The sequence below is a fragment of the Phocaeicola salanitronis DSM 18170 genome, assembly GCF_000190575.1.
GTDB lineage: Bacteria > Bacteroidota > Bacteroidia > Bacteroidales > Bacteroidaceae > Phocaeicola > Phocaeicola salanitronis.
This window is the reverse complement of the sequence record NC_015164.1, coordinates 1,077,576-1,100,968: the sequence shown is the minus strand read 5'-3', so window position 1 is coordinate 1,100,968 and position 23,393 is coordinate 1,077,576. Positions and strand designations below refer to the sequence as shown.

The 23,393-nt window shown below is 48.3% G+C and carries 24 protein-coding genes and 1 pseudogene; 8 read left to right on the top strand and 17 right to left on the bottom strand.

The genetic code is table 11. The annotated features are described in order from the left end of the window. Nucleotides 1-66: 66 nt before the first annotated feature. From BACSA_RS20090 to BACSA_RS04855, 4 genes are all read right to left on the bottom strand, one after another. Nucleotides 67-264, bottom strand: a complete 198-nt coding sequence (locus tag BACSA_RS20090; RefSeq protein ID WP_013617001.1) for a hypothetical protein — start codon at nt 262-264, stop codon at nt 67-69. Continuing rightward, complete coding sequence (locus BACSA_RS20085; protein ID WP_041583887.1) at nt 261-479, bottom strand: hypothetical protein; 219 nt, start codon at nt 477-479, stop codon at nt 261-263. Before BACSA_RS20085 ends, BACSA_RS20090 begins: the two co-directional genes overlap by 4 nt. Before the next feature lie 324 nt (nt 480-803). Then, nucleotides 804-1,355 carry an NADH peroxidase gene (locus BACSA_RS04860; protein ID WP_013617000.1) on the bottom strand — a complete coding sequence of 184 codons (552 nt, stop codon included), beginning with the start codon at nt 1,353-1,355 and terminating at the stop codon, nt 804-806. Between the two features lie 61 nt (nt 1,356-1,416). Next, on the bottom strand, nt 1,417-1,839 hold the full coding sequence (locus BACSA_RS04855) for a Fur family transcriptional regulator (protein ID WP_013616999.1): 423 nt from the start codon (nt 1,837-1,839) through the stop codon (nt 1,417-1,419). A 185-nt stretch (nt 1,840-2,024) separates the two neighbouring features. Between BACSA_RS04855 and BACSA_RS04850 the strand changes: the two genes are divergently transcribed. Next, entirely contained in the window at nt 2,025-3,956 is a 1,932-nt protein-coding gene (locus tag BACSA_RS04850) for an NAD(+) synthase (RefSeq protein ID WP_013616998.1), read from the top strand. 120 nt (nt 3,957-4,076) lie between these two features. Here BACSA_RS04850 and BACSA_RS19180 read toward each other — a convergent pair whose 3' ends face one another. The 3 genes from BACSA_RS19180 to BACSA_RS04840 are packed head-to-tail and all read right to left on the bottom strand — an operon-like array spanning nt 4,077 to nt 6,215. Then, nucleotides 4,077-4,508 carry a hypothetical protein gene (locus BACSA_RS19180; RefSeq protein ID WP_245546577.1) on the bottom strand — a complete coding sequence of 144 codons (432 nt, stop codon included), beginning with the start codon at nt 4,506-4,508 and terminating at the stop codon, nt 4,077-4,079. Next, nucleotides 4,448-4,702 carry a hypothetical protein gene (locus tag BACSA_RS20535; protein ID WP_052305964.1) on the bottom strand — a complete coding sequence of 85 codons (255 nt, stop codon included), beginning with the start codon at nt 4,700-4,702 and terminating at the stop codon, nt 4,448-4,450. The genes BACSA_RS19180 and BACSA_RS20535 overlap by 61 nt, the downstream gene beginning before the upstream one ends. A 16-nt stretch (nt 4,703-4,718) precedes the next feature. After that, nucleotides 4,719-6,215, bottom strand: a complete 1,497-nt coding sequence (locus BACSA_RS04840) for a S41 family peptidase (RefSeq protein WP_013616997.1) — start codon at nt 6,213-6,215, stop codon at nt 4,719-4,721. Nucleotides 6,216-6,362: 147 nt separating this feature from the next. Here BACSA_RS04840 and BACSA_RS04835 point away from each other — a divergent pair, with 147 nt between their 5' ends. From BACSA_RS04835 to BACSA_RS04825, 3 genes are all read left to right on the top strand, one after another. Beyond that, the gene (locus BACSA_RS04835; protein WP_144005182.1) at nt 6,363-7,361 is read left to right on the top strand and encodes a DUF6340 family protein; all 999 of its coding nucleotides are present in this window, start codon (nt 6,363-6,365) and stop codon (nt 7,359-7,361) included. 55 nt (nt 7,362-7,416) lie between these two features. Then, nucleotides 7,417-7,866: a hypothetical protein gene (locus BACSA_RS04830; protein ID WP_013616995.1), complete on the top strand. Its 450-nt coding sequence runs from the start codon at nt 7,417-7,419 to the stop codon at nt 7,864-7,866. Between the two features lie 90 nt (nt 7,867-7,956). Continuing rightward, nucleotides 7,957-8,955, top strand: coding sequence for an MBL fold metallo-hydrolase (locus tag BACSA_RS04825; protein ID WP_013616994.1), 999 nt, complete (start codon nt 7,957-7,959; stop codon nt 8,953-8,955). A 105-nt stretch (nt 8,956-9,060) separates the two neighbouring features. Here the strand turns inward: BACSA_RS04825 and BACSA_RS04820 are convergent, their stop codons facing one another. The 3 genes and pseudogenes from BACSA_RS04820 to BACSA_RS04810 all read right to left on the bottom strand — a co-directional run bounded on the left by BACSA_RS04820 (nt 9,061) and on the right by BACSA_RS04810 (nt 11,346). Continuing rightward, on the bottom strand, nt 9,061-9,636 hold the full coding sequence (locus BACSA_RS04820) for a DapH/DapD/GlmU-related protein (RefSeq protein WP_013616993.1): 576 nt from the start codon (nt 9,634-9,636) through the stop codon (nt 9,061-9,063). Nucleotides 9,637-9,745: 109 nt separating this feature from the next. Then, nucleotides 9,746-10,483 carry an acyltransferase gene (locus tag BACSA_RS04815; RefSeq protein WP_013616992.1) on the bottom strand — a complete coding sequence of 246 codons (738 nt, stop codon included), beginning with the start codon at nt 10,481-10,483 and terminating at the stop codon, nt 9,746-9,748. 45 nt (nt 10,484-10,528) lie between these two features. Continuing rightward, a pseudogene (locus BACSA_RS04810) lies at nt 10,529-11,346 on the bottom strand (helix-turn-helix domain-containing protein). 313 nt (nt 11,347-11,659) lie between these two features. On the opposite strand from BACSA_RS04810, the gene BACSA_RS04805 reads away from it, so the two are divergent. From BACSA_RS04805 to BACSA_RS04790, 4 genes are read left to right on the top strand one after another with little or no spacing between them, the layout of a single operon-like run. Continuing rightward, nucleotides 11,660-12,649 (top strand): aldo/keto reductase, encoded by a 990-nt coding sequence (locus tag BACSA_RS04805; RefSeq protein WP_013616991.1) that lies wholly within the window; start codon nt 11,660-11,662, stop codon nt 12,647-12,649. Between the two features lie 21 nt (nt 12,650-12,670). Beyond that, the gene (locus BACSA_RS04800; RefSeq protein WP_013616990.1) at nt 12,671-13,285 is read left to right on the top strand and encodes a flavodoxin family protein; all 615 of its coding nucleotides are present in this window, start codon (nt 12,671-12,673) and stop codon (nt 13,283-13,285) included. 21 nt (nt 13,286-13,306) lie between these two features. Then, nucleotides 13,307-14,383, top strand: coding sequence for an alpha/beta hydrolase (locus BACSA_RS04795; RefSeq protein ID WP_013616989.1), 1,077 nt, complete (start codon nt 13,307-13,309; stop codon nt 14,381-14,383). A gap of 8 nt (nt 14,384-14,391) precedes the next feature. Then, nucleotides 14,392-15,210, top strand: a complete 819-nt coding sequence (locus tag BACSA_RS04790; protein ID WP_144005181.1) for an aldo/keto reductase — start codon at nt 14,392-14,394, stop codon at nt 15,208-15,210. 22 nt (nt 15,211-15,232) lie between these two features. Here the strand turns inward: BACSA_RS04790 and BACSA_RS04785 are convergent, their stop codons facing one another. From BACSA_RS04785 to hisF, 7 genes are all read right to left on the bottom strand, one after another. Further along, nucleotides 15,233-15,517, bottom strand: coding sequence for a DUF4884 domain-containing protein (locus BACSA_RS04785; protein WP_013616987.1), 285 nt, complete (start codon nt 15,515-15,517; stop codon nt 15,233-15,235). Nucleotides 15,518-15,631: 114 nt separating this feature from the next. Then, nucleotides 15,632-18,259, bottom strand: coding sequence for a valine--tRNA ligase (locus BACSA_RS04780; protein ID WP_013616986.1), 2,628 nt, complete (start codon nt 18,257-18,259; stop codon nt 15,632-15,634). Between the two features lie 329 nt (nt 18,260-18,588). Continuing rightward, the gene (gene lysA / locus BACSA_RS04775; RefSeq protein WP_013616985.1) at nt 18,589-19,749 is read right to left on the bottom strand and encodes a diaminopimelate decarboxylase; all 1,161 of its coding nucleotides are present in this window, start codon (nt 19,747-19,749) and stop codon (nt 18,589-18,591) included. A 104-nt stretch (nt 19,750-19,853) separates the two neighbouring features. Further along, on the bottom strand, nt 19,854-21,176 hold the full coding sequence (locus tag BACSA_RS04770; protein WP_013616984.1) for an aspartate kinase: 1,323 nt from the start codon (nt 21,174-21,176) through the stop codon (nt 19,854-19,856). Nucleotides 21,177-21,296: 120 nt separating this feature from the next. Next, nucleotides 21,297-21,977 carry a cell division ATP-binding protein FtsE gene (locus BACSA_RS04765; RefSeq protein ID WP_013616983.1) on the bottom strand — a complete coding sequence of 227 codons (681 nt, stop codon included), beginning with the start codon at nt 21,975-21,977 and terminating at the stop codon, nt 21,297-21,299. A 6-nt stretch (nt 21,978-21,983) separates the two neighbouring features. Beyond that, entirely contained in the window at nt 21,984-22,595 is a 612-nt protein-coding gene (gene hisIE / locus BACSA_RS04760) for a bifunctional phosphoribosyl-AMP cyclohydrolase/phosphoribosyl-ATP diphosphatase HisIE (RefSeq protein WP_013616982.1), read from the bottom strand. Nucleotides 22,596-22,633: 38 nt separating this feature from the next. Further along, complete coding sequence (gene hisF / locus BACSA_RS04755; RefSeq protein ID WP_013616981.1) at nt 22,634-23,389, bottom strand: imidazole glycerol phosphate synthase subunit HisF; 756 nt, start codon at nt 23,387-23,389, stop codon at nt 22,634-22,636. Nucleotides 23,390-23,393: the final 4 nt, after the last annotated feature.

Sequence of the window (23,393 nt, the reverse complement as noted above, 5' to 3'; positions counted from 1 at the left end):
GGTGTATCCTTTTTTAATTGACAATTGATAATTATTTACCTCATCGACTTCACAATTGTCAATTGTTTATACGTCCGGCTTCTCCGCCTTCAGCGTAGTTACCTGCACCGTGCCGCGCAAATACACGCCGTTGTGACCGGCAATGTGCTTTACAACTTGTCGAAGGTCATCGACTCGTCCGTCTAGGCACGTGCATACGTTTTCTGTTTTCTTGCCGTTTCCTCGTCCATCGGTGCGCATCAGACATACAGAATGGTTATTCATAGCAGTTTCGTTTTTAGGTTTTCCCCATAGATTGCACAGATTAAAATTAAGAAGCTGTTTTGAATTTCTCCAAAAAGTTTTTCTTGGCTTGATGTATCCGTTTTCGTGTGTGCTTTGGGCGATTTTGGATCCTTTTCACTCCTGTTCTTCCTCAGATAGCCCGCTATCTTCCTCATCACAGAAGCAAAATGCCTCAAAAACTCATTCCAAATCATCGCACGATAAATTCAAAACAGTTTCTCAAAACAGCTGAATATTTGTCACGTCGGATTTTGTAATCCGACGTACATCACGTGCGCGGATTTGTAATCCGCATCATCCACGAAAACGGTTCAGATTGCAAATTTGATTCCTCAGTTACGTCGGATTTGCAAATCCGGCGTGACAAACAATTGACAATGGAAACGTCCTTGTGGATTAGTTGGCGCATTCGGGCGTATGTGATACGCCCCTACACGGGCTGTTTGCGGAATCATTTACGGAAAAATAAAAAGCGCCGGCAATTGCCGGCGCTTTTCCTTAACCTATCAAGTTGTTGATTATTTCTTGAAGTATCTGTTGTACAGGCCTTCGAAACCTTTTCCGTGGCGGGCTTCGTCTTTAGCCATTTCGTGAACTGTATCGTGGATAGCGTCCAGGTTCAGTTGTTTAGCACGGGTAGCGATGCGTTTCTTGTCTTCGCAAGCACCTGCTTCGGCGTTCATGCGTTTTTCCAGATTGGTCTTGGTATCCCATACACAGTCACCCAACAATTCCGCAAATTTCGCGGCGTGTTCTGCTTCTTCCCAAGCATAGCGTTTGAAAGCTTCAGCAACTTCGGGATAGCCTTCGCGGTCTGCCTGACGGCTCATAGCCAAGTACATGCCTACTTCGGTGCATTCGCCCATGAAGTGGTTGTTCAGGTCTTTAATCATTTCTTCGTCGCAACCTTTTGCTACGCCGATAACGTGTTCGTCAACGAAAGTCAGTCCGTTGTTGTCTTCTTCCATTTCTTTGAACTTTGAAGCGGGAGCTTTACACAATGGGCATTTTTCGGGAGCTGTTTCACCTTCATAGATGTAACCACATACAGTACAAATAAATTTTTTCATAATTCCAATGATTTTAAATGAGTTAGTTATTTAGTTAATACATTCTGCTTTTAAGGCAGCTTTAATTCTTGTTCGACGGTATGCAATTCGGACATACGCCTTTATAATAGCGGTGTATTTCATCGATTTGATACCCGTTTTCGCGCAAATGCTTCATGTCTTCCGATTCTTCCGGATGATGGAAAGGGACGTCGGTTATCTTTCCGCATATTTTGCATTGAAAGTGTGCATGTACCGAGGTGTCTCCATCGAAGCAGGCATTGCGTTCGTCAATCGTCAGCATCCGTGCAGCTCCATGCTCTACAAAAAGCTTGAGCGTATTGTAGACTGTTGTCTTTGATAGGGTAGGAATATCTGTACACAATGCCACATAGATTTCATCAATGCACGGATGAGTATGGTGCTTCAACAAGTAATCCATAATGGCAATGCGCTGTACGGATGGCTTGATGTGATAATTGAGCAGATATTCGTAAGCAGTCATTTTTTTCTTATTTGTAATTGTTACAATTTTAAATTTGAGGCAAAGATAGATATATTTTCTTTATTTGCAAAACATGGATTGCTTTTTTTACTTTTTTTCAATAGGGTTAGCTGTTACTCCTTTTTTATATTATCTTTGTACGTTGTAACTTGTAAGTTGTAAGTTAGACATTAAATGATACCCTTATGAAATATGGTTTTGTAAAGGTAGCGGCTGCTGTTCCTTTGGTCAAGGTAGCCGACTGCCAGTATAATGCGGAACAGGCTGAAAGCCTGATAGCGCGGGCTGAAGGAAGTGGCGTGCAAGTGATTGTTTTTCCGGAGTTGAACCTTACGGGATATTCGTGCGGTGATTTGTTCGGACAAGCCTTGTTGCTGGAACAGGCAGAGATGGCTTTGATGCGCGTGCTGAACAATACGCGCCAGTTGGATATTATTTCTATTATGGGAATGCCTGTACGTGTGGAGTCTGTATTGATGAATTGTGCGGTAGTGATTCAGAAAGGAAAGATATTGGGTATAGTTCCTAAAACGTATTTGCCTAATTATAAAGAGTTTTATGAGCACCGTTGGTTTGCTTCAGCCTTTACTTATCCGGATGAAAAGGTTGTCCGTTTGTGCGGTCAGCTTGCTCCGGTTGGGGCTAATCTGTTGTTCGAATCATCCGAAATGCGTTTCGGCATAGAGCTTTGTGAAGATGTGTGGGCGCCTGTTCCTCCGAGTTCGGCTTTGGCTCTGAAAGGTGCTGAAATTATTTTTAATTTATCTGCCGATACAGAGAATATCAGCAAGCATCAGTATTTGCGTTCGTTGTTGGCACAGCAGTCTGCACGTTGCTTGTCGGGCTATGTGTTTGCTTCTTCGGGTTTCGGCGAGTCGACTACCGATGTGGTTTTTGCAGGCAATGCATTGATTTATGAGAATGGCACGCTTTTGGCGGCATCCGAGCGCTTTTCTTTCGACAAGCAGCTGGTGATAAGCGAAATAGATGTGGAGCGTCTGCGTAGCGAACGCTTAGTGAATACCACATTTGCTTCGAGTGTGCGTCAGGCGGGCGCTGGTACGCTGAAGGTGATTCAGACGGAACGCGTGCCGGAGAAAGAGCTTTCCTTGACCCGTAAGATAGAGCCCCATCCGTTTGTGCCTGCCGGGGGTAAGCTTTTGGACGAGCGTTGCGAGGAGATTTTCTCGATTCAGGTTGCCGGTCTGGCAAAACGTCTGGTGCATACCGGATGCAAGACGGTTGTTGTAGGCATTTCGGGGGGGCTGGATTCGACCTTGGCTTTATTGGTTTGTGTGAAAACCTTTGATAAATTGGGCTTGTCCCGCAAGGGGATCGTGGGCATAACGATGCCCGGATTCGGTACTACGGGGCGCACGCATCGCAATGCGGTCGAGCTGATGCGTTCGTTGGGGGTAACATCGCGTGAAATCAGCATCCGTGAAGCATGCCTCCAGCATTTTGAGGATATCGGCCAGGATGCGGATGTGCATGATGTGACCTACGAAAACAGTCAGGCGCGCGAACGTACGCAGATACTGATGGATTATGCCAATAAGATAGGAGGGTTGGTTATCGGTACGGGTGACTTGTCGGAACTGGCGTTGGGATGGGCTACATACAACGGTGACCACATGTCGATGTATGGCGTGAATGCCAGCATTCCGAAAACATTGGTGCGTTATTTGGTGAATTGGGTAGCCGAAACCGGTGTAGACGCTGATTCGCAGACGACTTTATTGGACATTATTGACACGCCGATCAGTCCGGAACTGATTCCGGCTGATGAAAACGGTAATATCAAGCAGAAAACGGAAGACTTAGTCGGACCTTACGAGTTGCATGACTTTTTCTTGTATTATTTCTTGCGCTTCGGTTTCCGTCCCGAAAAGATTTATTACCTGACGTGCCTGGCTTTTCGCGGAAACTATGATGATGCTACCATTAAGAAATGGCTGGCCAATTTCTTCCGGCGTTTCTTCAGCCAGCAATTCAAGCGTTCCTGTTTGCCCGATGGTCCTAAAGTGGGGTCGGTATCGTTAAGCCCCCGTGGCGACTGGCGTATGCCGAGCGATGCCAGTGCGGCTCTGTGGCTTCAGGAGTGTGAGGGACTATAATAAAGTATTGAATACAGAGACACAGAGGCACAGAGGAATATTTCTTTAATCAAGAATTAAAAAAACTCTGTGTCTCTGCGCTCTGTGTTTTTATTCTTATTTGCTCTTTGAGGTGAAAAATCAAAGTTCGTCCAGCTCTTTCCCGGTGCGTTCCATAATGCTTGCGGCTAAGTTGTCGGCCGCCTGGATAATCGAAACCAAGGGGTAAAGCTTTTTGGAGGTATCGTAGCAACGCTGGTCTTCGAAGCTGTTCATGTTGATGCCGAAAGCTCCCATGTGCCAGCGGATGGCAAGCATCTCGTCATCGCTCATCTCCAATCCGTTGCAAAGCAAAAGGATAACCGACTTTTCGCCATGCCCCATCGGAAAACCCTTGTATGATACTTTGTATCCTTCGGTATCTTCCCAAATGCCCAGCGCATTCTTGGTCTTTTTGACGGAACGTATGTAGATATCGCTTTTGCATACATCATGCAAGAGGCTGGCAATGATTACGTTGTCTTCCCTACTTCTTTTTCCAAGCCGGGTTCCAGTGTTTTCATACCTTCCCATACCATGAGTGCGGCTTTGCAGGTGTTAAGCGAGTGCCGGACCAGTCCGCCTTCGGTATTCAGATGATGATTGGCAGATGCCGGTGCGGTGAAGAATCCCATATCTTCCAATCCTTTTATCAAATCTTCTACTCCGTCACGGTGGGTCGACCGCAACAATTCGATGAATTCTTCTTTATTGCTTTTCAAGTCCATATCCAACTGTTTTTCTTTATTGAAATGTTTTATTGGTTCTCAAAGAAGCCGAAGGCAATAGGATGCGTTTGCCGAATACGGCTTTTTGCGGAACCTCTATGCGTGGGTACAATGGGGATAGGCTGCGGCTTTTTACGTCTTTTTCCTCATATTGCCTGCCTGCTTGCGTAAGGGCTTCCCGGAGCATCGGCTCGTTTACGTCTCCCAATGGATAGGGCAGCATGGGGTTGTCTTCTGCTTCTATATCGGGTTGCATGCCATCGGGCATGCAAGGGGTTTCTCCTGCGGCATTCTGGTAAATGCTGACCATGACATATATTCCCCAGTTCTTGATTTCTTCCGGACAATCTGTATATGTGTCTTCTCCGCTCAGCATCAGTCCGGTGCAATATTTTCCATACGATGCCTCGCCAATCAGTTGTACGTCCATGTAGGGCATCAATCCGCCGAGCAAGGCCTCGGATGCGGATGCCGTGTTTCCGGTGGTGATGCCGTATATCCGTTCCAGCCCGATATTGGCGTCTTTCGTGCTCACATGCAGGTCGATGGCATCGTAATCATATTCGGTCATAAAGGGAGTTTCCAGGCTGATGCCTTCTTGCCGGTAGACTTCGGTCAGTATGTCATTGTATACTTCTTTTTCAAATACATCTCCCGCTTTGACATTCGCTTCCGGGGCAAACATCGATGCCAATACATTTTCGGTAATCACGTAGCCGCCTCCGTTGTAGCGAAGGTCAAGTATCAGTTCTTTGATGCCTTCGCTTTTGAACTTTTTCCCGATTTCGATCAACTTGGGGATAGCGTTCAGGTCGAAGCTGGTATAGGCAAGATAGCCAACTTTCTTCCCATTGAATTCATATACTGTGTCACACAATACAGGATCTTCGTACATCGTGACCGCACTTAGTTCCGCTTCCTTGCCCGATGCCTGAATGGTGTTTGTCTCTTCGTTGTAAGAAGCGAGCGAGGAGGTTAGGGTAGTGCTGTAATATAAATCGGTATAATTGTCGGTGGTGATGTCTTCTCCGTTTAGCGTAAGCAGGATGTCGCCGCGTTTCAGTCCGGCTTTCTCTGCAGGGCTTCCGGCTGACACATAATTGACCACTCCGATGCATTGGTTGCTGTCTTCACTAAGCAGATAAACCGTAAGATTCCAGCCGTAGGTAGTAGATACTCCGTCAACGCTGCTTGTAAACGAATCCATATCGTCCGTCATCATGGTCCACTTATCGATGTATTTCTCGCCTTCGTGATACCGTATGCGGTCTACGGTTCCGATGGGGTCTCCGTTGGTCTCAATGTTCCATAGCAACAGGTCCAAAGCGATATCCTCATTCCAATAATAATACGTGCTCATAATGTCTTTGCCGAACGTATTGGCATAATATGTTTCTGTACTGATGGCTTCCTGCCGGTCGGGTTGCCTTATGGATTCTTCTTCGTCCGAGCAGCTTATCCATGTGCTGCTTCCTATCAGAAGGAAGAGCATGCTTAAAATTTTCTTGTTCATATCTGTTGTTTCTTAAATCAGTGAGGACAAAAGTAATATAAAAATAACAGAGTAAGAATGAAAAATGTGATAATTTGAGTCAGAATGAATATACTTTCACTTTTTCTCTTTATCTTTGCTTCGTACAGACTTAGAAAAGGTTATAATATGAAGATACGTATTTTAGTTGTATTGCTGGCGGCATGGGGATTTGTTTCGTGCGTTTCGGTGCAGACGATATCGTTCGACCAGCTTTGCCCGGCGAAGTTCAGTATGCCCGAGCAGGTGAAAAATGTGGCTGTAGTCAATAATATGCCTTCTATACCAGAGGCAAAAGGCAATCTTGCCACGTTAGGGAATTTAGACGGTGACGGGAAACAGACGGCAGAAGCTTTTGCGAATGCGTTGGCTGATTCGAAGTATTTTAATCAAGTGGTCATTTGCGATTCGGCATTGAATGAAGAACAGGTTTCGGATGCCGGGATACGTTCTCTGCCTCATGAAGACGTAATCCGGTTGGCGCAGGATTTGGGCGTAGATGTGTTGTTCTCGTTAGACCGTGTCTTTCTTCAGAATGAAAAGAAAAACATCATTTATCCGGGCTTGATAGAGCCATGGCCTGTAGTAGTGACGCGGGTGACTCCGGTGGTCAGCATTTATTCGCCGGCGCGTGAACGTCCTCTTCAGGTCATAGCCCCTATGGATAGCTTGGAGTGGGATCTGGACCGTATGCCTTCGGATAAAGAGTTAGTGAAGTATACGGCGGCTTTTTCCGCAGAGGTGTTGGCGCATCAGGTAGTGCCTTATTGGGAGCATACGGAGCGGGCATATTTTACAGGAGGCTGTGTAGAGATGCGTGATGCGGCTGTATATGTAAAGGAAGGTGACTGGGAAGGGGCAAAAGCGCTATGGCTTTCTCTTTACGAGCATCGTAAATCGGGGAAGGTAAAGGCGCGTGCCGCATTGAATCTGGCATTGGCATCAGAGATGACAGGCGATTTGGATGCAGCCCGGAAGTGGTTGGATGAAGCCGGGAAACGGGTGGAACCCGGTTCGGACGAAGACAGGATTTATAAATATCTTGCCTTGAAATTGGAGGAAAGAAGAGCCGGTTTCCCGCATTTGCAGATTCAGATGAGACGGTTTGGAAACAATTTGCCGGAATAATATTGGCAAAACCGATTTTTTTTGTACATTTGGTCGAGAATTAAAAGAGAATAGAATGGATATTAGTGAACAATCGCATGCAGCCATTGCTTCTGTATTGGAAGAAGCGCTTAAAAGATATGCAAGTGCCGGTGAGGAGTCGGTCTTGACGGATATTCATTTGCTTCCAAATCAGGATAGCGGTGAATTGATTATTTTGGACGATGATGAAAACGTGCTGGCACGTACGGTCATTGCCGAATGGGTGAATTATGAAGGAGACGATTTCTATACGGAAATAGAACCTCTGCTTCGTGCTGAAGTGACGGCATTGAAGGAACAGGGATTGCTGGACAAGCTTTCGCTGATGAAGCCGTATTCGTTTGTGCTGGTGGATGACGAGAAGGAGACTGTAGCAGACCTGTTGCTGATGGATGACAATGAAACCTTGTTCTTAAACGATGAATTGCTGAAAGGACTGGATGAGGAACTGGACGCATTTTTGAAAGACTTGTTGGAAAAATAAGGCGTGGATGAAGTACGTTGTTCTTCATTGGCTTACGCCGAACGTTGTTTCTTCATTCTTAATTTTTCATTCTTCATTACTAAAAGGCTTATGGGAGAGCGCATTTCATTTCGCAGAAACGAGCGGTTGCGCACGGTCAATCCACATTGGCGTGGCAATCCTACAGCAGGGGGAAAGTTTTTTAACCGCCAGCACCGTTGGCGGCCGGGGATGGGGAGTGTATTGAAATGGCGCCTGTCTCCCAATCCGCAACGGAAAGAAAAACGCACCATCAAATGGGAGCCGAAAGTGCATTTCCTTCGTTCGCTGGACGCCGTAGTGGGCAATTCGTTGATTTGGCTGGGACATAATTCTTTCTTTCTCCAGTTGGGGGGCAAGCGGTTTATGATAGACCCGGTGTATGGAAGCATTCCTTTCGTGAAACGCCGGAGTCCGTTCCCCGCCAATGTATCTGTTTTTAAGGACATCGACTATTTGCTTATCAGCCACGACCATTTCGACCATTTGGACAAGCCGAGTGTGGCACGCCTGTTTGCCGATAATCCGCAGATGAAGTTGTTTTGCGGCATTAATACAGGTACGTTGATTCAGAATTGGTTCCCAGCAATGGAAGTGATAGAAGCTGCCTGGTATCAGCAATATGAGGCAGACGGGGTGCGGCTCACTTTCCTGCCTGCCCAGCATTGGAGCAAACGGGGCGTGAATGATGGAGGAATGAGGCTTTGGGGGTCTTTTATGATAGAGGCGGGCGGAATTACTATTTACAACAGTGGAGATACCGGTTATGCGCAACATTTTCAAGAATTGCCCGACATGTTTCCGCATATCGATTATTGCATGATCGGCATCGGTGCCTACAAGCCTCGCTGGTTTATGAAACCGAACCACATCTCTCCGTATGATGCGTTGACGGCTTCTGCCGAGATGCATGCCTGCATGACTATCCCGATGCATTACGGTACGTTCGACCTCTCGGACGAACCTTTGTTCGACCCTCCCCATGTGTTTAAGGCGGAAGCAAAGAAGCGTAACATGCCCGTCATTGTTCCCGAACTGGGGGAGATTGTTAAGCTGAAGCCTTTGCGGTAAATCAAAGGTGTACAGAATTGATATTATTAGCAACACAGATTTTCGCAGATAATTAAAATGATAATCTGCGAAAATTTGTGTTAATTTGCGTTTTTGGACGACTTATTATCGGTTACTTCCGGTTTCAATCTTCTTGATGAACTTTGCCGGATTGCCGCCTACGATGGTCATCGGTGGTACATCGTGTGTCACCACGCTGTTGGCACCGACAATAGAACCGTAGCCGATGCGCACGCCGGGCAGAACCGTAGCACCGATGCCAATCCATACCTTGTCCTCAATAACAATGGGACGACCGTATGTCGCGCTGCGGTTATCCGGATTCGGGTCGTGGTTGATGGTGATAAGGTTCACCTTCGGGGCAATAAACACGCCGTCGCCGATAGTGATGCCGCCACGGTCGAAGAAAGTGCAGCCCTGCTGTATCCAGCATCCTTTGCCGATGCGGATGTTCTTGCCGTAATCTACATAGAACGGAGGTAGCAGTGTCGTACTCTTATCAATCTCCCTGCCTGTAATATGGCGTAGATACTCATGTACTTCTTCCGGCGTGAGCCAGCCTTTTGCATTCATTTCCGCAGCGGTAGCCATCGTGTCGAAGATGGTGCTGATAAGTTTGTCATAACCCGGCTCATCGGGTGAGACCATAGCACCTGAAAGGTCTTTTTCAAAAATATCCATATCTTTTTTATTTTAAGATTCTGATGCAAAGGTAACGGGTTTGGGTGAAAAAGTCTTTGCCAGCCGGCTCAAAGTTTTTTGCTGTACAGTTCAAAAAACGGAAATGCAGTTACAGCCCTTTCACGTACTTGTTGATGCACTTGCGATCCCAGTTTATGCCACGCTTCACGATCTTGGCCGGAATGCCGGCAAGGATTACGTTCGGCTCATCGAACCGTTTGGTGACGATGCTGCCCCAACCTACAATGCTGTTGTCGGCAATCCGCACGTTCTTGCCTATCTTGACATCCTTACCCACCCATACGTGACGGCCTATTTCAATGCTTTCAGCATAATTGACCGGGTTACCTTCGAGGTCAGTAATCGTATGGGCATCCGTACACCATATATCTACTCCCCAACTCAACTGGCTGTCATCGCCGATACAGACATGCGAATTGTCTTCTTGCAGGTAGAGGGTGACTCCGTTGATGACCACTCTGTCGCCTATGGTGACGCTGCATCCGCTTGCTGTCCGTGACACGCCTGCACCTAATCCGGGAAGTTGCCCGATGATGAGTTTCAGTCCGGTCATGCCCAATATGGAGGAGCAACGCACGATAACCGTTCCCATATCCACCTTGTTCCCATCCCCTTTGACAATCAGCAGGAATCCGCCTCCCGTCAGCAATTCTTCCGCGCTGTCTTCCGAGTCGAAGCGCAGCAGCACGCGGTTGTTGTTCCCGATGATAGAAATGTCCGACCGTTCCAACATCTGGCTGATTCTCTCATCTGCCGTATCCGGACAGCATACTTCCCTGTCCGGGAATGCAAGAATAAGTTGGTTTTCTTGTCCTTGAATATTCATAATAGTTATGTTTTTGTTTATGATTCGTTCGTTTTGAATAAAAGGTCAGAGGCTGTGAGCAGGAGAACAACCGTACAGTCCCTTGTATGCTTTCGAGAAGTGCGACAAGTTCTTAAAGCCTACACTGTAGCAAATATCGGTCACTTTCTGTGTGCCGGACAATATGAGTGCGTGTGCGGCTTCCAGCCTGCGGCGTATCACCCACTTTTGCGGGGACAGGTCACAGACTTTGCTGAAGTCCCGTTTGAATGTGGCAAGGCTCCGCCCGGTGTAATTGGCCATTTCTTCCAGTGAGAGGTCGTTGGTGTAGTTCTGTTCCTAAAGTTCATGATGTCGATTTTCCACGGATCGGCAAAGTCGAAAAGTGAGGCATACAGGTTCTTGTCCGTATTCAGGAGTATGTACAATCCTTCCGTCATCTTCAACTCCAGCAGTTCGTCCGTAGGCTGGATGCCGGAATTGAAGTAAGGGGTCATGGACTCGAACAGGCTTACGATGTCGGGGCGGTTGGACGGTAGCCTGTACAGGCTGACTTTGCTTCGTCGTGCATCTTGCGGCAGGCTTTCCTTGTTCAGGCGATTGTAAAAACTACGCAGGAATTTGTCCGTGAACATCAGGAAGATGGCTTTGAACTGCTCTCCTTTGTATGCCTGCTTGGTGAGCTGCACGCTGAAGTCCTTGCGGATGAAGGAGCAGTCCCCTTTGTGCAGCCCGGTGACTTTTTCGTGTTCCTTTATCTCCAGCTCGCCGGAATACATATAGACCAGCACATGCGAATGGTTGCGGTGCAGGCAACTGCTACCGTTGTCTGAATACATGGCAAGGAAGATGTCCGAGTACCGCAACGTGTTGATTCCTTTCAAACAGTCTGTTTTCATCTTTATATTGTTTTAATACGCAAAGGTAACCATTTGCTTTGATAATCTGTTTGCTGTGAGGCTCGTTTTTCAGTCGAAATTTTTTCTGTGCCGTACTGCTACCTTTGGACGAAGGCATAGCTTTGTTTGGACGAAAGCAGCGTCTTGGCTGGACGGAGGAAACAGGTAGTTAATATAAATGAGAAGTTATGAAAGGCTAATTGACCTTTTCACCAATACTATTTGAGCCTCACAGCAATTATGCGGCAGCTTTTTCGGCGTATCTTTGTATTGTAATAAGAAATCAAACGGATAGGATATGATGAAACGAAAACTGTTATTCTTCACGATGCTGTGTTGCATGGCTTTGTCAGCGAACGCCTGCGGTACGGACGGAACGCATCAGCAGACGACGGAAAATGAGATTACTGGTGGCAGCGATGTGAACGCAAATGATACCGTGGTAAGCGGCGAAGGCTTGTTCGACCTAACCACGGGCGAGAACGGCAAGCCGCCTGTCATTACGCTCAGCAGCGGCTACACCATGCCCGTACTCGGCTTGGGAACATACAGCCTGCACGGGGACGAGTGCATCAACGCCATACTCTCCGCCATCAAGTTGGGCTACCGCAAGTTCGATACTGCCACATTCTACGGAAACGAGGAGGAAGTGGGCGAAGCGATACGTCGCTCTGGAGTGCCCCGTGAGGAGTTCTTCATCTGCACCAAGCTTTATCCCAACGAGTTCGGTCACGCGGAGGAAGCCATCGAAGCCTCTCTTGCAAAGCTCGACATCGGCTACGTGGACTTGATGCTGTTGCACCATCCGGGCCGTAACGACGTGGAAGCCTACAAAGCGATGGAGCGTGCCGTGGCCGCAGGCAAGATACGCTCGCTCGGCGTGTCCAACTATTATATAAAGGAGATGACGGAGTTCCTGCCGAAAGTGAGCATCAAGCCCGTGATGACGCAGAACGAGATTCATCCCTATTATCAGGAGAAAGAGGTGAGGGAGTTCATGCACCGCAACGGCATTGTCATAGAGGGGTGGTATCCCTTTGGCGGCAGAGGCTATACAAAGGCGATGTTCAGCAACGAAACCCTCAAGGAGATAGCCGAAGCGCACGGCAAGTCCCCTGCACAAGTCATCCTGCGTTGGGACTTGCAGCACGGTGTGGCAGTCATCCCCGGTTCGAGCAATCCCGACCACCAGAAAGAGAACATCTCCGTGTTCGACTTCGAACTGACACCGGAGGAAATGGCACGCATTGACGCACTCGACCGGAACGAGAAACATGACTGGTATTAAAATAAATAAGGAGGAAAAACGATGAAAGTATTACTGATTAACGGAAGTCCGAGGGGCAAAGGAAACACTTACATCGCCCTGTCGGAAGTTGCGAAGACGCTGGAGGCAAACGGCGTGGAAACGGAAATCGTCTCTATCGGCACGAAAGCGGTTCAGGGATGCATTGCCTGCAACCGTTGTGCGGAATCGGGCAGATGCGCGTTCGGTGATGAACTGTACATCACGATTCGCGAAAAACTGGAAACGGCGGACGGCATTATTATCGGCTCGCCTGTTTATTATGCAGGTCCCAACGGATCGCTCTGCGCCCTGCTTGACAGGCTGTTCTATTCCGCATCGTCACTGTTGCGTTACAAGCCTGCAGCTTCCGTAGCCGTTTGTCGGCGAGGAGGGGCAAGTGCCACGTTCGACCGTCTGAACAAGTATTTCACGATAACCGACATGCCCGTCGTAAGCTCCCAGTATTGGAACAGCGTCCATGGCCGTCTGCCGGGCGAAGCCACTCAGGATGCTGAAGGACTACAGACGATGCGTACCTTGGGCAACAACATGGCGTGGATGCTGAAAAGCCTGAAAGCCGGAGGACAGCCAATGCCCGAACGGGAGCCGGGAATCATGACAAACTTTATCCGATAACATCATAAAACTCGAAACAACATGAAACATTCATTCAAAACCTCATTCGTGGTCTTGCTCGCCTGCCTTTGCGGAACGGGCAGCCTCATGGCACAAGAAAATCAACTTAATACGAATAACATTATGGAAGAAAAATTGAATTTAACGCAAGAATGGGACAAGGTGTTCCCTCTGAGTGACGAAGTGAATCACAGTAAAATCACGTTCCACAACCGTTACGGCATCACGCTTGCCGCCGACCTGTACATGCCCAAGAACGCCACGGGCAAATTGCCTGCCATAGCTGTCTGCGGTCCGTTCGGAGCAGTTAAGGAACAGGCATCCGGATTGTATGCACAGGAACTGGCTAAGCGCGGCTTTCTCACAATAGCCTTCGACCCGTCGTTCACAGGCGAGAGCGGCGGACAGCCCCGTTATGTGGCATCACCCGACATCAATACCGAGGACTTCTGTGCGGCTGTGGACTATCTCGCTACCCGTGACGATGTGAATCCGGAACAAATCGGCATCCTCGGCATCTGCGGTTGGGGTGGCATGGCAGTCAATGCCGCAGCCATCGATACCCGCATCAAGGCCACCGTTGCCGCCACCATGTACGACATGAGCCGTGTCAATGCCAACGGCTATTTCGATGCTGCCGACAATGCCGACGCACGCCACGAACTGCGCCGCCAACTGAATGCACAACGTATAGCAGATTATCGCAACGGTTCGTATGAACTTGCCGGAGGCCTGCCCGATGTGGTGCCCGACGATGCTCCGCAATTCCTGAAGGACTACTTCGCCTACTATAAGACGGAACGTGGCTACCACAAGCGTTCACTCAACTCTAACGGCGGCTGGAACAAGACATCGACACTTTCTTTTCTGAACATGCCGATATTGTCCTACGCAGGCGAAATCCGCAGTGCCGTGCTGCTTGTCCACGGGGAAAAGGCTCATTCGCGTTACTTCAGCGAGGACACCTACAAGAAACTCAAGGGCGACAACAAGGAGCTGTTGATTATCCCCGGTGCCAGCCACACCGACCTCTACGACAACTTCGACAAGATACCGTTCGACAAGATAGAGGCATTCTACCGTGAGAACCTGAAATGATGAGCGATATGGATAAACATGTCACTTTCCGAAACGGGCAGCAAGTCTGCCCGCTTGGCCAAGGTACTTATCAGATGGGGCGCAGGCGCAACGAAGAAATACAAGCCCTACGCCGGGGCATTGACTTGGGGCTGACATTAATAGATACTGCCGAGATGTACGGCACGGAAGACCTCGTAGGCGAAGCCGTGCGAGATTGCCGCGAACGGGCGTTCATCGTCAGCAAGGTGCTGCCCAGCAATGCCAGCTACGAGGGAACAAAACGTGCTTGCGAACGAAGCCTGATGAGGCTCGGCACGGATTATATCGACCTCTATTTACTGCACTGGATAGGGCACTATCCTTTCTCCGAGACTGTCCGTGCTTTGGTGGAATTGCAGCAGGAAGGAAAAATCCGGCAATGGGGCATGAGCAACCTTGATGTGGACGATATGGAACATATTCTTTCTTTACCACACGGCAAGGACTGCGCAGCCAATCAGGTGCTCTACAACCTGAAAGACAGAGGCATTGAATACGACCTTATCTCGTGGAGCGAGCAGCACGGTATTCCCGTCATGGCCTACACGCCGCTGGGCGAAGGACGGTTGCGCAACCACAAGACGTTGATAGAGATAGCCCGTAGGCATGATGCCACTTCCACACAAATCATGCTGGCGTGGGTAATGCGTACACAGAATGTCATCGCTATTCCCAAAGCAAGCAGCATTGCCCATGTGGAGGAGAATGTCCGAAGTCTCGACATATCCTTGACGGAAGAAGACCTGCATGACATCGATAAAGCATTTCCAGCTCCTACGCATAAAGTGCGTTTGGCGGGGTGGTAAAGGATTCTACTAAATTCTTATCTTACCAAATCGGTGAAACAATGCTGTCTTCCCGATGGATGGTGACGGTACGTTGTTGGGTTGAATCCCCGTGGATGCTGGTTGCATCTCCACGTGTCGTGAAATACACATAGTTTCCCATATCATAGAAACGGTATACTTTCACTCCGTCGTGCTGGAATAGGTAATCTATCGTATAGGTATCGTTGTTGCTTGGCTTTTCGTATCGCAGAGGGACATTCAGGTTGCAGGCAGAGATAATTAAGGTACTGCATACGAGCAGGCAGAATCGGAAGCGTTTTTTCATATCGGTAAGGTTGAAGAGTTAAGAATGAAGAATTAAGAATGAAGAAGAGAAACTTATCAGTTAAACTTATTCTCATTCTTCATTCTTAACTCTTCATTCTTCATTCTAAAAAAGTTATTTCTTCAGTGCGGCGATACTTTCTTTCAGTGCGGCAATCTTAGTTTCAGCATCTGCCTGCTTCTTGCGCTCCATTTCAATCACATTGGCAGGCGCTTTGCTTACGAACTTCTCGTTGCCTAACTTTTTCAGCACGCTCTGCAGGAATCCTTCCTGGTATTTCAGGTCGGCTTCCAGCTTTTTCAATTCTTCTTCTACATTGATGAGGTTGCCCAATGGCACAGCATATTCGGTAGTACCTACCATGAAAGCCGCTGCGCCTTCTGCTTTTGCTTCTACCGTATGGATATCGGACAGGTTTCCCATCTTTGTCAGGATAGAATTGAATGCGGATACCGGATTTGTTCCAACCACTTCCAATGCCAGGGTTTCTTTCTGTGCAATGTTCTTTTGCAAGCGGATGGTGCGGATGCCTCCGATAACTTCTTTTACCTTTTCGAAATCGTTTACCAAAGCCTCGTTGAACCCTTCCGCTTTGTCCAGCTGTTGCGTCATGATGCTTTCGCCGGGTTGGCGGTCGTAGATGTGTTGCCACAATTCTTCGGTGATGAACGGCATGAACGGATGCAACTGCATGAGCAAGGCTTCGAAGAACTTCAGGGTCTGTTCGTAGGTGGTGCGGTCGATGGGTTGTCCGTATGCGGGCTTCACCATTTCGAGGTACCAGCTTGAGAATTCGTCCCAGAAGAGTTTGTAAACTGCCATCAGCGCTTCGCTCAGGCGGTATTTGCCGAATAAGTCTGTCACTTCAAGGGTGGTTTTCGTCAGCATTGCCTTGAACCATTCCGTGGCGATGCGGGCATATTCGGGCTGTTCGATGTCTGCCACGTTCCATCCTTTCACCAGACGGAAGGCGTTCCATATCTTGTTGTTGAAATTACGTCCTTGTTCGCAAAGCGCATCGTCGAACAGGATATCGTTTCCGGCGGGAGCCGAAAGCATCATCCCCATGCGCACGCCGTCGGCACCGTATTTGTCAATCAGTTCCAGCGGGTCGGGCGAGTTGCCTAACGACTTCGACATCTTGCGTCCGATTTTATCGCGCACGATACCGGTGAAGTACACGTTGCGGAACGGCATGTCGTGTTTGTATTCATAACCTGCCATAATCATGCGTGCTACCCAGAAGAAGATGATGTCCGGTCCGGTCACCAAATCGCTTGTCGGATAGTAGTAGTTGATTTCCTCATTGTCCGGGTCGAGGATGCCATTGAACAGCGAGATAGGCCAGAGCCATGATGAGAACCACGTATCGAGGCAGTCTTCGTCTTGACGGAGGTCGGAGATGGTTAAAGCGGCGTTTCCAGTCTTCTCTTGTGCCAACTTCAATGCCTCTTCCGGCGTTTCAGCTACTACGTATCCGCCTTGGGGAAGGTAATAAGCCGGGATGCGGTGTCCCCACCAAAGCTGGCGGCTGATACACCAGTCCTTGATGTTCTCCAGCCAGTTGCGGTACGTATTCTTGTACTTGGCAGGATAGAATTTCAGTTCATCGTTCATTACCGGAGGCAATGCCATATCGGCAAAGTGCTGCATCTTGAGGAACCATTGCATCGAGAGCTTCGGCTCGATAGGCACGTTGGTGCGTTCCGAAAAGCCTACCTTGTTGGTATAGGCTTCCACTTTCTCCATCAGTCCGGCTTCTTCCAGGTCCTTTTCAATTTGCTTGCGTACCTCGAAGCGGTCCATGCCTACATAAAGTCCGGCGGCTTCGCTGATGGTTCCGTTGTCGTTGAAGATATCGATGCTTTGCAAGTTGTGCTTTTCGCCCAGCATGTAGTCGTTCACGTCGTGTGCCGGCGTAACCTTCAAGCAGCCTGTACCGAATTCGATATCCACATAATCATCTTCGATAACCGGAATCACACGGTTCACCAGCGGAACAATCACTTTCTTGCCTTTCAGCCATTGGTTCTTCGGGTCGTTGGGGTTGATACACATTGCCGTATCACCCATGATGGTTTCGGGACGGGTGGTGGCTACTACGGCATAGCGTCCTTCGGAATCTCCTTCTACCTTATAGCGGAGATAATAGAGCTTACTATGTTCTTCCTTATAGATAACTTCTTCGTCAGAAAGTGCGGTCAGGGCTTTCGGGTCCCAGTTCACCATTCGCACACCGCGATAGATAAGTCCTTTATTGTATAAGTCTACAAAGACACGGATGACGCTCTTGCTGCGCGTTTCGTCCATGGTGAATGCCGTGCGGTCCCAGTCGCACGATGCGCCCAGCTTGCGTAATTGCTTCAGGATGATGCCTCCGTGTTCGTCTGTCCACGCCCATGCGTGTTTCAGGAATTCATCGCGTGTCAGGTCGGTTTTCTTAATGCCTTCTTGTGCCAGCTTGTTTACTACTTTTGCTTCGGTGGCAATCGAGGCATGGTCGGTTCCCGGCACCCAGCAGGCATTCTTGCCGGTCATGCGTGCGCGGCGCACCAGGATGTCCTGAATGGTATTGTTAAGCATGTGTCCCATGTGGAGCACGCCGGTCACGTTGGGCGGCGGGATGACGATGGTGTACGGCTCACGTCCGTCGGGTTTCGAACTGAATAGTTTGTTGTCCAGCCAATACTGGTACCATTTCCCCTCCACATCTGCGGGATTGTACTTACTTGCTAATTCCATTTTATTTTATTCGTTTTTAATGTTTACCTTATTCTGCTTCAGCGTGCAAAGGTAATAAATTCTTTGGAATATGCATATAAAATCAGCAGAATCAAATGGCGTGACATGATGTGCCGGGGCAAGCGGATGAAGCTATGGGGCTGTACGGGAAGGAATGCCGGTTTGTTTTAGGAGTTTTACCGGGATGAACTTATAGTTTCAGCGGGTGAAAACTATAGTTTCAGCCTGTTGAAACCGGTCTGAAACTAAGCCGCTCCGCCAGATGCGTGCAGATGCATCTGGCGGAGCGGCTTAGTATTTGTTTGCAGGAGTAAAGAACCGGGAATGTGTTATCTCAGTTCGTCCGAAGTGTAGCCTTTCGGGAGCGGTCGGCAATTGTACCCGGATGCCATGATTTCTCCGTATGCGCCTGCAGAGCGGAGGGCAAGAAAATCGCCACGATGTGTGCGGTTCAGGTCGATGGCTTTGCCAAAGACATCGGACGATTCGCAAATAGGTCCTACTACATCGTAGGTTTCCACCGGTTCTTCGGAGGAAATGTTTTCTATCTTGTGGTATGCCTGGTAAAGGGCAGGGCGGATGAGGTCGGTCATGCCTGCATCGACAATGGCGAATTGCTTGTTGGTGCCTTGTTTTACGTATATGACGCGTGTGATGAGGCTTCCGCATTGTCCTACTACAGAACGGCCCAGCTCGAAGTGTAAAGTCTGTTGCGGGCGAAGCTTCAGGTGCTTGTGGTAGGTAGCAAAGTATTCGGCAAAGTCGGGGATGGATTGCCGGTTGGGATGCGCGTAATCGATGCCCAGCCCTCCTCCTACGTTGATATGTTCCACGATGATTTGGCGTGCGTAGAGTTTTTCCTGCAATTCGTTTACACGGTTGCACAGGGCGATGAAGTCTCCCATATCCAGGATTTGCGAACCGATGTGGAAGTGCAGGCCGACGAACTTCACGTGGTTCATTTCGAGTGCCCGGTCGATAACCTTATCCATATCCTGCATGCTGATGCCGAACTTGTTTTCGGCAAGTCCTGTGGTGATATTGGCATGTGTATGTGCTCCTACATCGGGATTGATGCGGAAAGCTACGCGTGCTATCTTGTTCTTGCCGGCAGCCAGTTGGTTGATGACTTCCAGTTCGGGAACAGACTCTACGTTGAAGCAAAAGATGTCGTGGTCGAGTGCAAGGTTGATTTCCTTGTCGGTCTTGCCCACGCCGGCAAATACGATCTTGCTTGCGGGAAACCCTGCTTGGATAGCCGCTTCTATCTCCCAGCCGCTTACGCAATCCACTCCCAGTCCGCTCTCGCGGATGATGCCTAAGATTTTAGGATTGGCGTTTGCCTTGATGGCATAGTGCACACAGAATTTGTTGTACTTTCCGGCTTCGGTGCGGATAACGTTCAATGTCTCGCGCAACAGGTCGGCGTTGTAATAATAAAAAGGAGTTTCTACGTTTTGGAATCTCTCTACAGGAAAAATACCTTTCATAATCGATTTGTATTAAGTATTATAAAAAAAGCGGACGATGCGGTTTGTGTTACAACCGTACCATCCGCTTTTCGTGTTATATAAAAGTTATGAAGAAGATTTCATTACTTGCCGGCATTGAACAGCACGTCGCTCAAGGATTGCAAGGCTTTCTTCTTGTCGCATTCCCGAATCAGGAACGAGATGTTATAGTTGCTGCCTCCGAATGAAATCATACGTACCGGAATGTCACGCATCGCATCGAGCGCTTTGGCTTCGAAGCCCACGTTTTCCCATTCCAGGTCGCCCACAACACAGACGATGCACATATCGTGGTCAACGGTGACGGTGCCGTATTTCTTCAAGTCATTGACAATTTCATTTAAATGTTTGGTATTGTCTATCGACATCGATACGCCTACTTCCGAGGTGCAGACCATATCAATGGCGGTCTGGTAGCTTTCGAATATTTCGAATACTTTCCGCAAGAACCCGTAAGCCAGCAGCATACGGCTCGACTTGATTTTAATGGCTGTTATGTTGTCTTTGGCAGCTACGGCTTTGATTTTCCCCTTTTCGGTATCATTTGAAATCAAGGTACCGGGGGCGCTTGGTTCCATCGTATTCAGCAGGCGCACCGGAATGTTGGCATATTTGGCAGGCTGGATGCAGGTAGGGTGCAGGATTTTAGCACCGAAGTATGCCAGTTCTGCGGCTTCTTCGAAATGCAGCTGGCGTACGGGCGATGTTTTGTCAACCACACGCGGGTCATTGTCGTGCATGCCGTCGATGTCGGTCCATATCTGGATTTCAGAAGCGTTGATAGCGGCTCCGATGAGGGATGCGGTATAGTCGCTTCCGCCCCGTTGCAGGTTGTCGATTTCGCCGTATGCGTTGCGGCAGATGAATCCTTGGGTGATGTAGATGTCTTGTCCCGCATGTGCTTCCAGCTGTGCGGCAAGTTTCTCGCGGATATAATTCAAGTCAGGTTCACTGTTTTTGTCCGTGCGCATGAATTCCAGTGCAGGAATCAAATAGGCTTTTACGCCTTGTTCGCACAGGTAGTTGGTAACCATGTTGGTAGAGATGATTTCTCCTTGTGCCAAGATTACCTTTTCTTCGAACAACGTAAAAATATCTTTTGTAAACGACCGGATGTAATCGAATACCGATTTTACAAATTCCAGTGTCTTCTGTTTATACTCCTCTGTAGAATAAAGTTCATCAATGTGTTGTTTGTATTTGCCTTCCAACCTGTTGATGATTTCATTCGCACCTTCCGGGTTTTTCTTGTACAGATAATCTGAAATTTCGACCAAGGTATTGGTCGTACCCGACATGGCAGACAGGACTACGATTTTCTGTTCGCCATCGGTAATCAATTTGGCAACGTCTTTCATTCTCTGTGCCGAGCCTACTGACGTTCCTCCAAACTTTAAAACTTTCATTTTCAGTTTCGAATTTTTAATTGTTCAGTTTAAATACTATTTCTTTTCTGCGCGCAAAGATACGAATATTTCACGGTCTTTTCATGATTTGCCGCTAAAATCTTGGTCTCTTTGTTTTTTTTAGGATTCGCCTATCCGTTGCAATTGATGCTGTTCGCAGCGGTAAACGATACCGGGGAACTCGGAAAGCAGGTTGAGGTTGTGGGTCGTCATGATGATGGATGACCCTTGTTTGCATATCTCTTTCAACAGTTCCACGATGTTCCGTCCTGTTTCTACATCCAGGTTTCCGGTTGGCTCGTCGGCAAGGATGATGTCGGGCTTGTTCAGTATGGCACGTGCGATGACAATGCGTTGTTGCTCGCCTCCCGAAAGTTCATTCGGCATTTTATAGCCCTTGTTTTCCATGCCTACCAGCTGCAGCACTTCTTCTATCCGGCTTTCAATTTCGCTTCTCTGCTTCCAGCCGGTAGCGCGTAATACGAAATCCAAGTTGTCGTGTACGTTCCGGTCAATCAGGAGTTGGAAGTCTTGGAATACGATGCCCAGCTTGCGCCGTAATTCTGAAATTTGCCTTTGCTTCACCTTTTTCAGGTTGTAGCCCAGTACGGTGGCTTCCCCTTCGGCGATGTCTAATTCTCCATAAATGGTTTTCAGGAAAGTCGATTTTCCGCTTCCTACTTTTCCGATGATGTAAATGAATTCGCCTTTATGAAGTTCGAAGTCCACATCATGCAGAACGCAGAGGGCTTGCTGGTTTATTTCTACCCCTTTATAGCGTATAAGCGTTTCTTCGTTCATGATGCGTTAATGTTTTTTCCAGCTTTCGCTATGGCGTTCTTTCAGTTCCCGTGCCAGGTCTTCGATGCGGTATCCTTTGGAAGTGAGCAATACGATGAGGTGGTATAGCAGGTCGGCGCCTTCATAAATGAGGCGTTCGTCTGTACCATTGCAGGCTTCGATAATGGTTTCAACCGCCTCTTCACCTACTTTTTGTGCCATTTTATTAACGCCAGATTTGAACAGGCTTGTGGTATATGACTTTTCGGGCATTTCTTCGTGGCGCTTGTCGATGAAGTCTTGCAATTCTTTCAAGAACATGATGTCTTGCTCGTTTTTTTCTCCCCAGCAGGTGTCGGTGCCCGTATGGCATACAGGACCGGTCGGGTGTGCCTGAATGAGCAAGGTATCATTGTCGCAATCGCTCTTTATGGAAACTACTTCCAAAAAGTTCCCGCTGGTTTCGCCTTTCGTCCATAAGCGTTGTTTGGTACGGCTATAGAACGTGACTTTGCCTGTTGTCAAGGTCTTTTCGTAGGCTTCTTTGTTCATGAATCCAAGCATAAGCACTTTTTGGGTGTAGCTGTCTTGGATAATGGCAGGGACTAATCCGTCCATTTTATCAAAGTCGGGTTGCATAGTTTTTTCATTTTAAGGGTTATGAGATATATAATCAGTTAAATTCTTACGTTAATGCCTTCCGTATGGAGGTATGCTTTCAGTTCGGGTATGGGTATTTCGCCGAAATGGAATACACTTGCCGCCAGTGCCGCATCGGCTTTCCCTTGCGTGAACGCGTCTTTGAAATGCTGTTTGTTCCCGGCTCCTCCCGAAGCGATGACCGGAATGGTTAATGTGTCGCTCAGTATTGCCAGTGCCTTGTTTGCGTATCCGTTTTTCACTCCGTCGTGGTCCATGCTGGTGAAAAGTATCTCTCCGGCTCCCCGTTCGTTGGCTTCATGCGCCCAATTGAACAAGTCCTTTTCGGTTTCCACCCGTCCTCCGTTCAGATAACATTTCCATCCTTTTTCCGTTTGGCGGGCATCAATGGCAACCACACATACTTGAGAACCGAAATGCTGGGCTATGTCATCAATGAGTTGGGGATTCCGGATAGCGGCAGAATTGACCGATACTTTATCGGCACCGGCATTCAGCAGGCGCTCCACATCGCTTAGCTCGTGAATGCCTCCGCCTACGGTAAACGGGATATTGATGCAGGCAGCTATGCGTTTCACTAAGTCGGTAAACGTTTTCCGTCCTTCGTGGCTGGCTGTAATGTCCAGGTAGACCAGTTCATCGGCTCCTTGCTCGCTGTAGAGTTGTCCCAGTTCCACGGGGTCGCCTGCTTCGCGTAAGTTGATGAAGTTGGTTCCTTTTACGGTTTGTCCGTTCTTTATATCCAGACAGGGTATGATTCGTTTTGCTAACATGCGC

Excerpts from the sequence above, each read along its gene's own strand:
- BACSA_RS04835 (WP_144005182.1), top strand. The coding sequence starts at position 6,363 with ATGAAGATACGTATTTTAGTTGTATTGCTGGCGGCATGGGGATTTGTT.
- BACSA_RS04805 (WP_013616991.1), top strand. The coding sequence starts at position 11,660 with ATGATGAAACGAAAACTGTTATTCTTCACGATGCTGTGTTGCATGGCT.
- BACSA_RS04770 (WP_013616984.1), bottom strand. The coding sequence starts at position 21,176 with ATGAAAGTTTTAAAGTTTGGAGGAACGTCAGTAGGCTCGGCACAGAGA.
- hisF (WP_013616981.1), bottom strand. The coding sequence starts at position 23,389 with ATGTTAGCAAAACGAATCATACCCTGTCTGGATATAAAGAACGGACAA.
- BACSA_RS04780 (WP_013616986.1), bottom strand. The coding sequence starts at position 18,259 with ATGGAATTAGCAAGTAAGTACAATCCCGCAGATGTGGAGGGGAAATGG.
- BACSA_RS04825 (WP_013616994.1), top strand. The coding sequence starts at position 7,957 with ATGGGAGAGCGCATTTCATTTCGCAGAAACGAGCGGTTGCGCACGGTC.
- BACSA_RS04790 (WP_144005181.1), top strand. The coding sequence starts at position 14,392 with ATGGATAAACATGTCACTTTCCGAAACGGGCAGCAAGTCTGCCCGCTT.
- BACSA_RS04840 (WP_013616997.1), bottom strand. The coding sequence starts at position 6,215 with ATGAACAAGAAAATTTTAAGCATGCTCTTCCTTCTGATAGGAAGCAGC.
- BACSA_RS19180 (WP_245546577.1), bottom strand. The coding sequence starts at position 4,508 with ATGGGAAGGTATGAAAACACTGGAACCCGGCTTGGAAAAAGAAGTAGG.
- BACSA_RS04855 (WP_013616999.1), bottom strand. The coding sequence starts at position 1,839 with ATGACTGCTTACGAATATCTGCTCAATTATCACATCAAGCCATCCGTA.
- BACSA_RS20085 (WP_041583887.1), bottom strand. The coding sequence starts at position 479 with ATGATTTGGAATGAGTTTTTGAGGCATTTTGCTTCTGTGATGAGGAAG.
- BACSA_RS20535 (WP_052305964.1), bottom strand. The coding sequence starts at position 4,702 with ATGGACTTGAAAAGCAATAAAGAAGAATTCATCGAATTGTTGCGGTCG.
- BACSA_RS04795 (WP_013616989.1), top strand. The coding sequence starts at position 13,307 with ATGAAACATTCATTCAAAACCTCATTCGTGGTCTTGCTCGCCTGCCTT.
- BACSA_RS04800 (WP_013616990.1), top strand. The coding sequence starts at position 12,671 with ATGAAAGTATTACTGATTAACGGAAGTCCGAGGGGCAAAGGAAACACT.
- BACSA_RS20090 (WP_013617001.1), bottom strand. The coding sequence starts at position 264 with ATGAATAACCATTCTGTATGTCTGATGCGCACCGATGGACGAGGAAAC.
- BACSA_RS04860 (WP_013617000.1), bottom strand. The coding sequence starts at position 1,355 with ATGAAAAAATTTATTTGTACTGTATGTGGTTACATCTATGAAGGTGAA.
- BACSA_RS04850 (WP_013616998.1), top strand. The coding sequence starts at position 2,025 with ATGAAATATGGTTTTGTAAAGGTAGCGGCTGCTGTTCCTTTGGTCAAG.
- hisIE (WP_013616982.1), bottom strand. The coding sequence starts at position 22,595 with ATGCAACCCGACTTTGATAAAATGGACGGATTAGTCCCTGCCATTATC.
- BACSA_RS04785 (WP_013616987.1), bottom strand. The coding sequence starts at position 15,517 with ATGAAAAAACGCTTCCGATTCTGCCTGCTCGTATGCAGTACCTTAATT.
- BACSA_RS04815 (WP_013616992.1), bottom strand. The coding sequence starts at position 10,483 with ATGAATATTCAAGGACAAGAAAACCAACTTATTCTTGCATTCCCGGAC.
- BACSA_RS04830 (WP_013616995.1), top strand. The coding sequence starts at position 7,417 with ATGGATATTAGTGAACAATCGCATGCAGCCATTGCTTCTGTATTGGAA.
- BACSA_RS04820 (WP_013616993.1), bottom strand. The coding sequence starts at position 9,636 with ATGGATATTTTTGAAAAAGACCTTTCAGGTGCTATGGTCTCACCCGAT.
- BACSA_RS04765 (WP_013616983.1), bottom strand. The coding sequence starts at position 21,977 with ATGAACGAAGAAACGCTTATACGCTATAAAGGGGTAGAAATAAACCAG.
- lysA (WP_013616985.1), bottom strand. The coding sequence starts at position 19,749 with ATGAAAGGTATTTTTCCTGTAGAGAGATTCCAAAACGTAGAAACTCCT.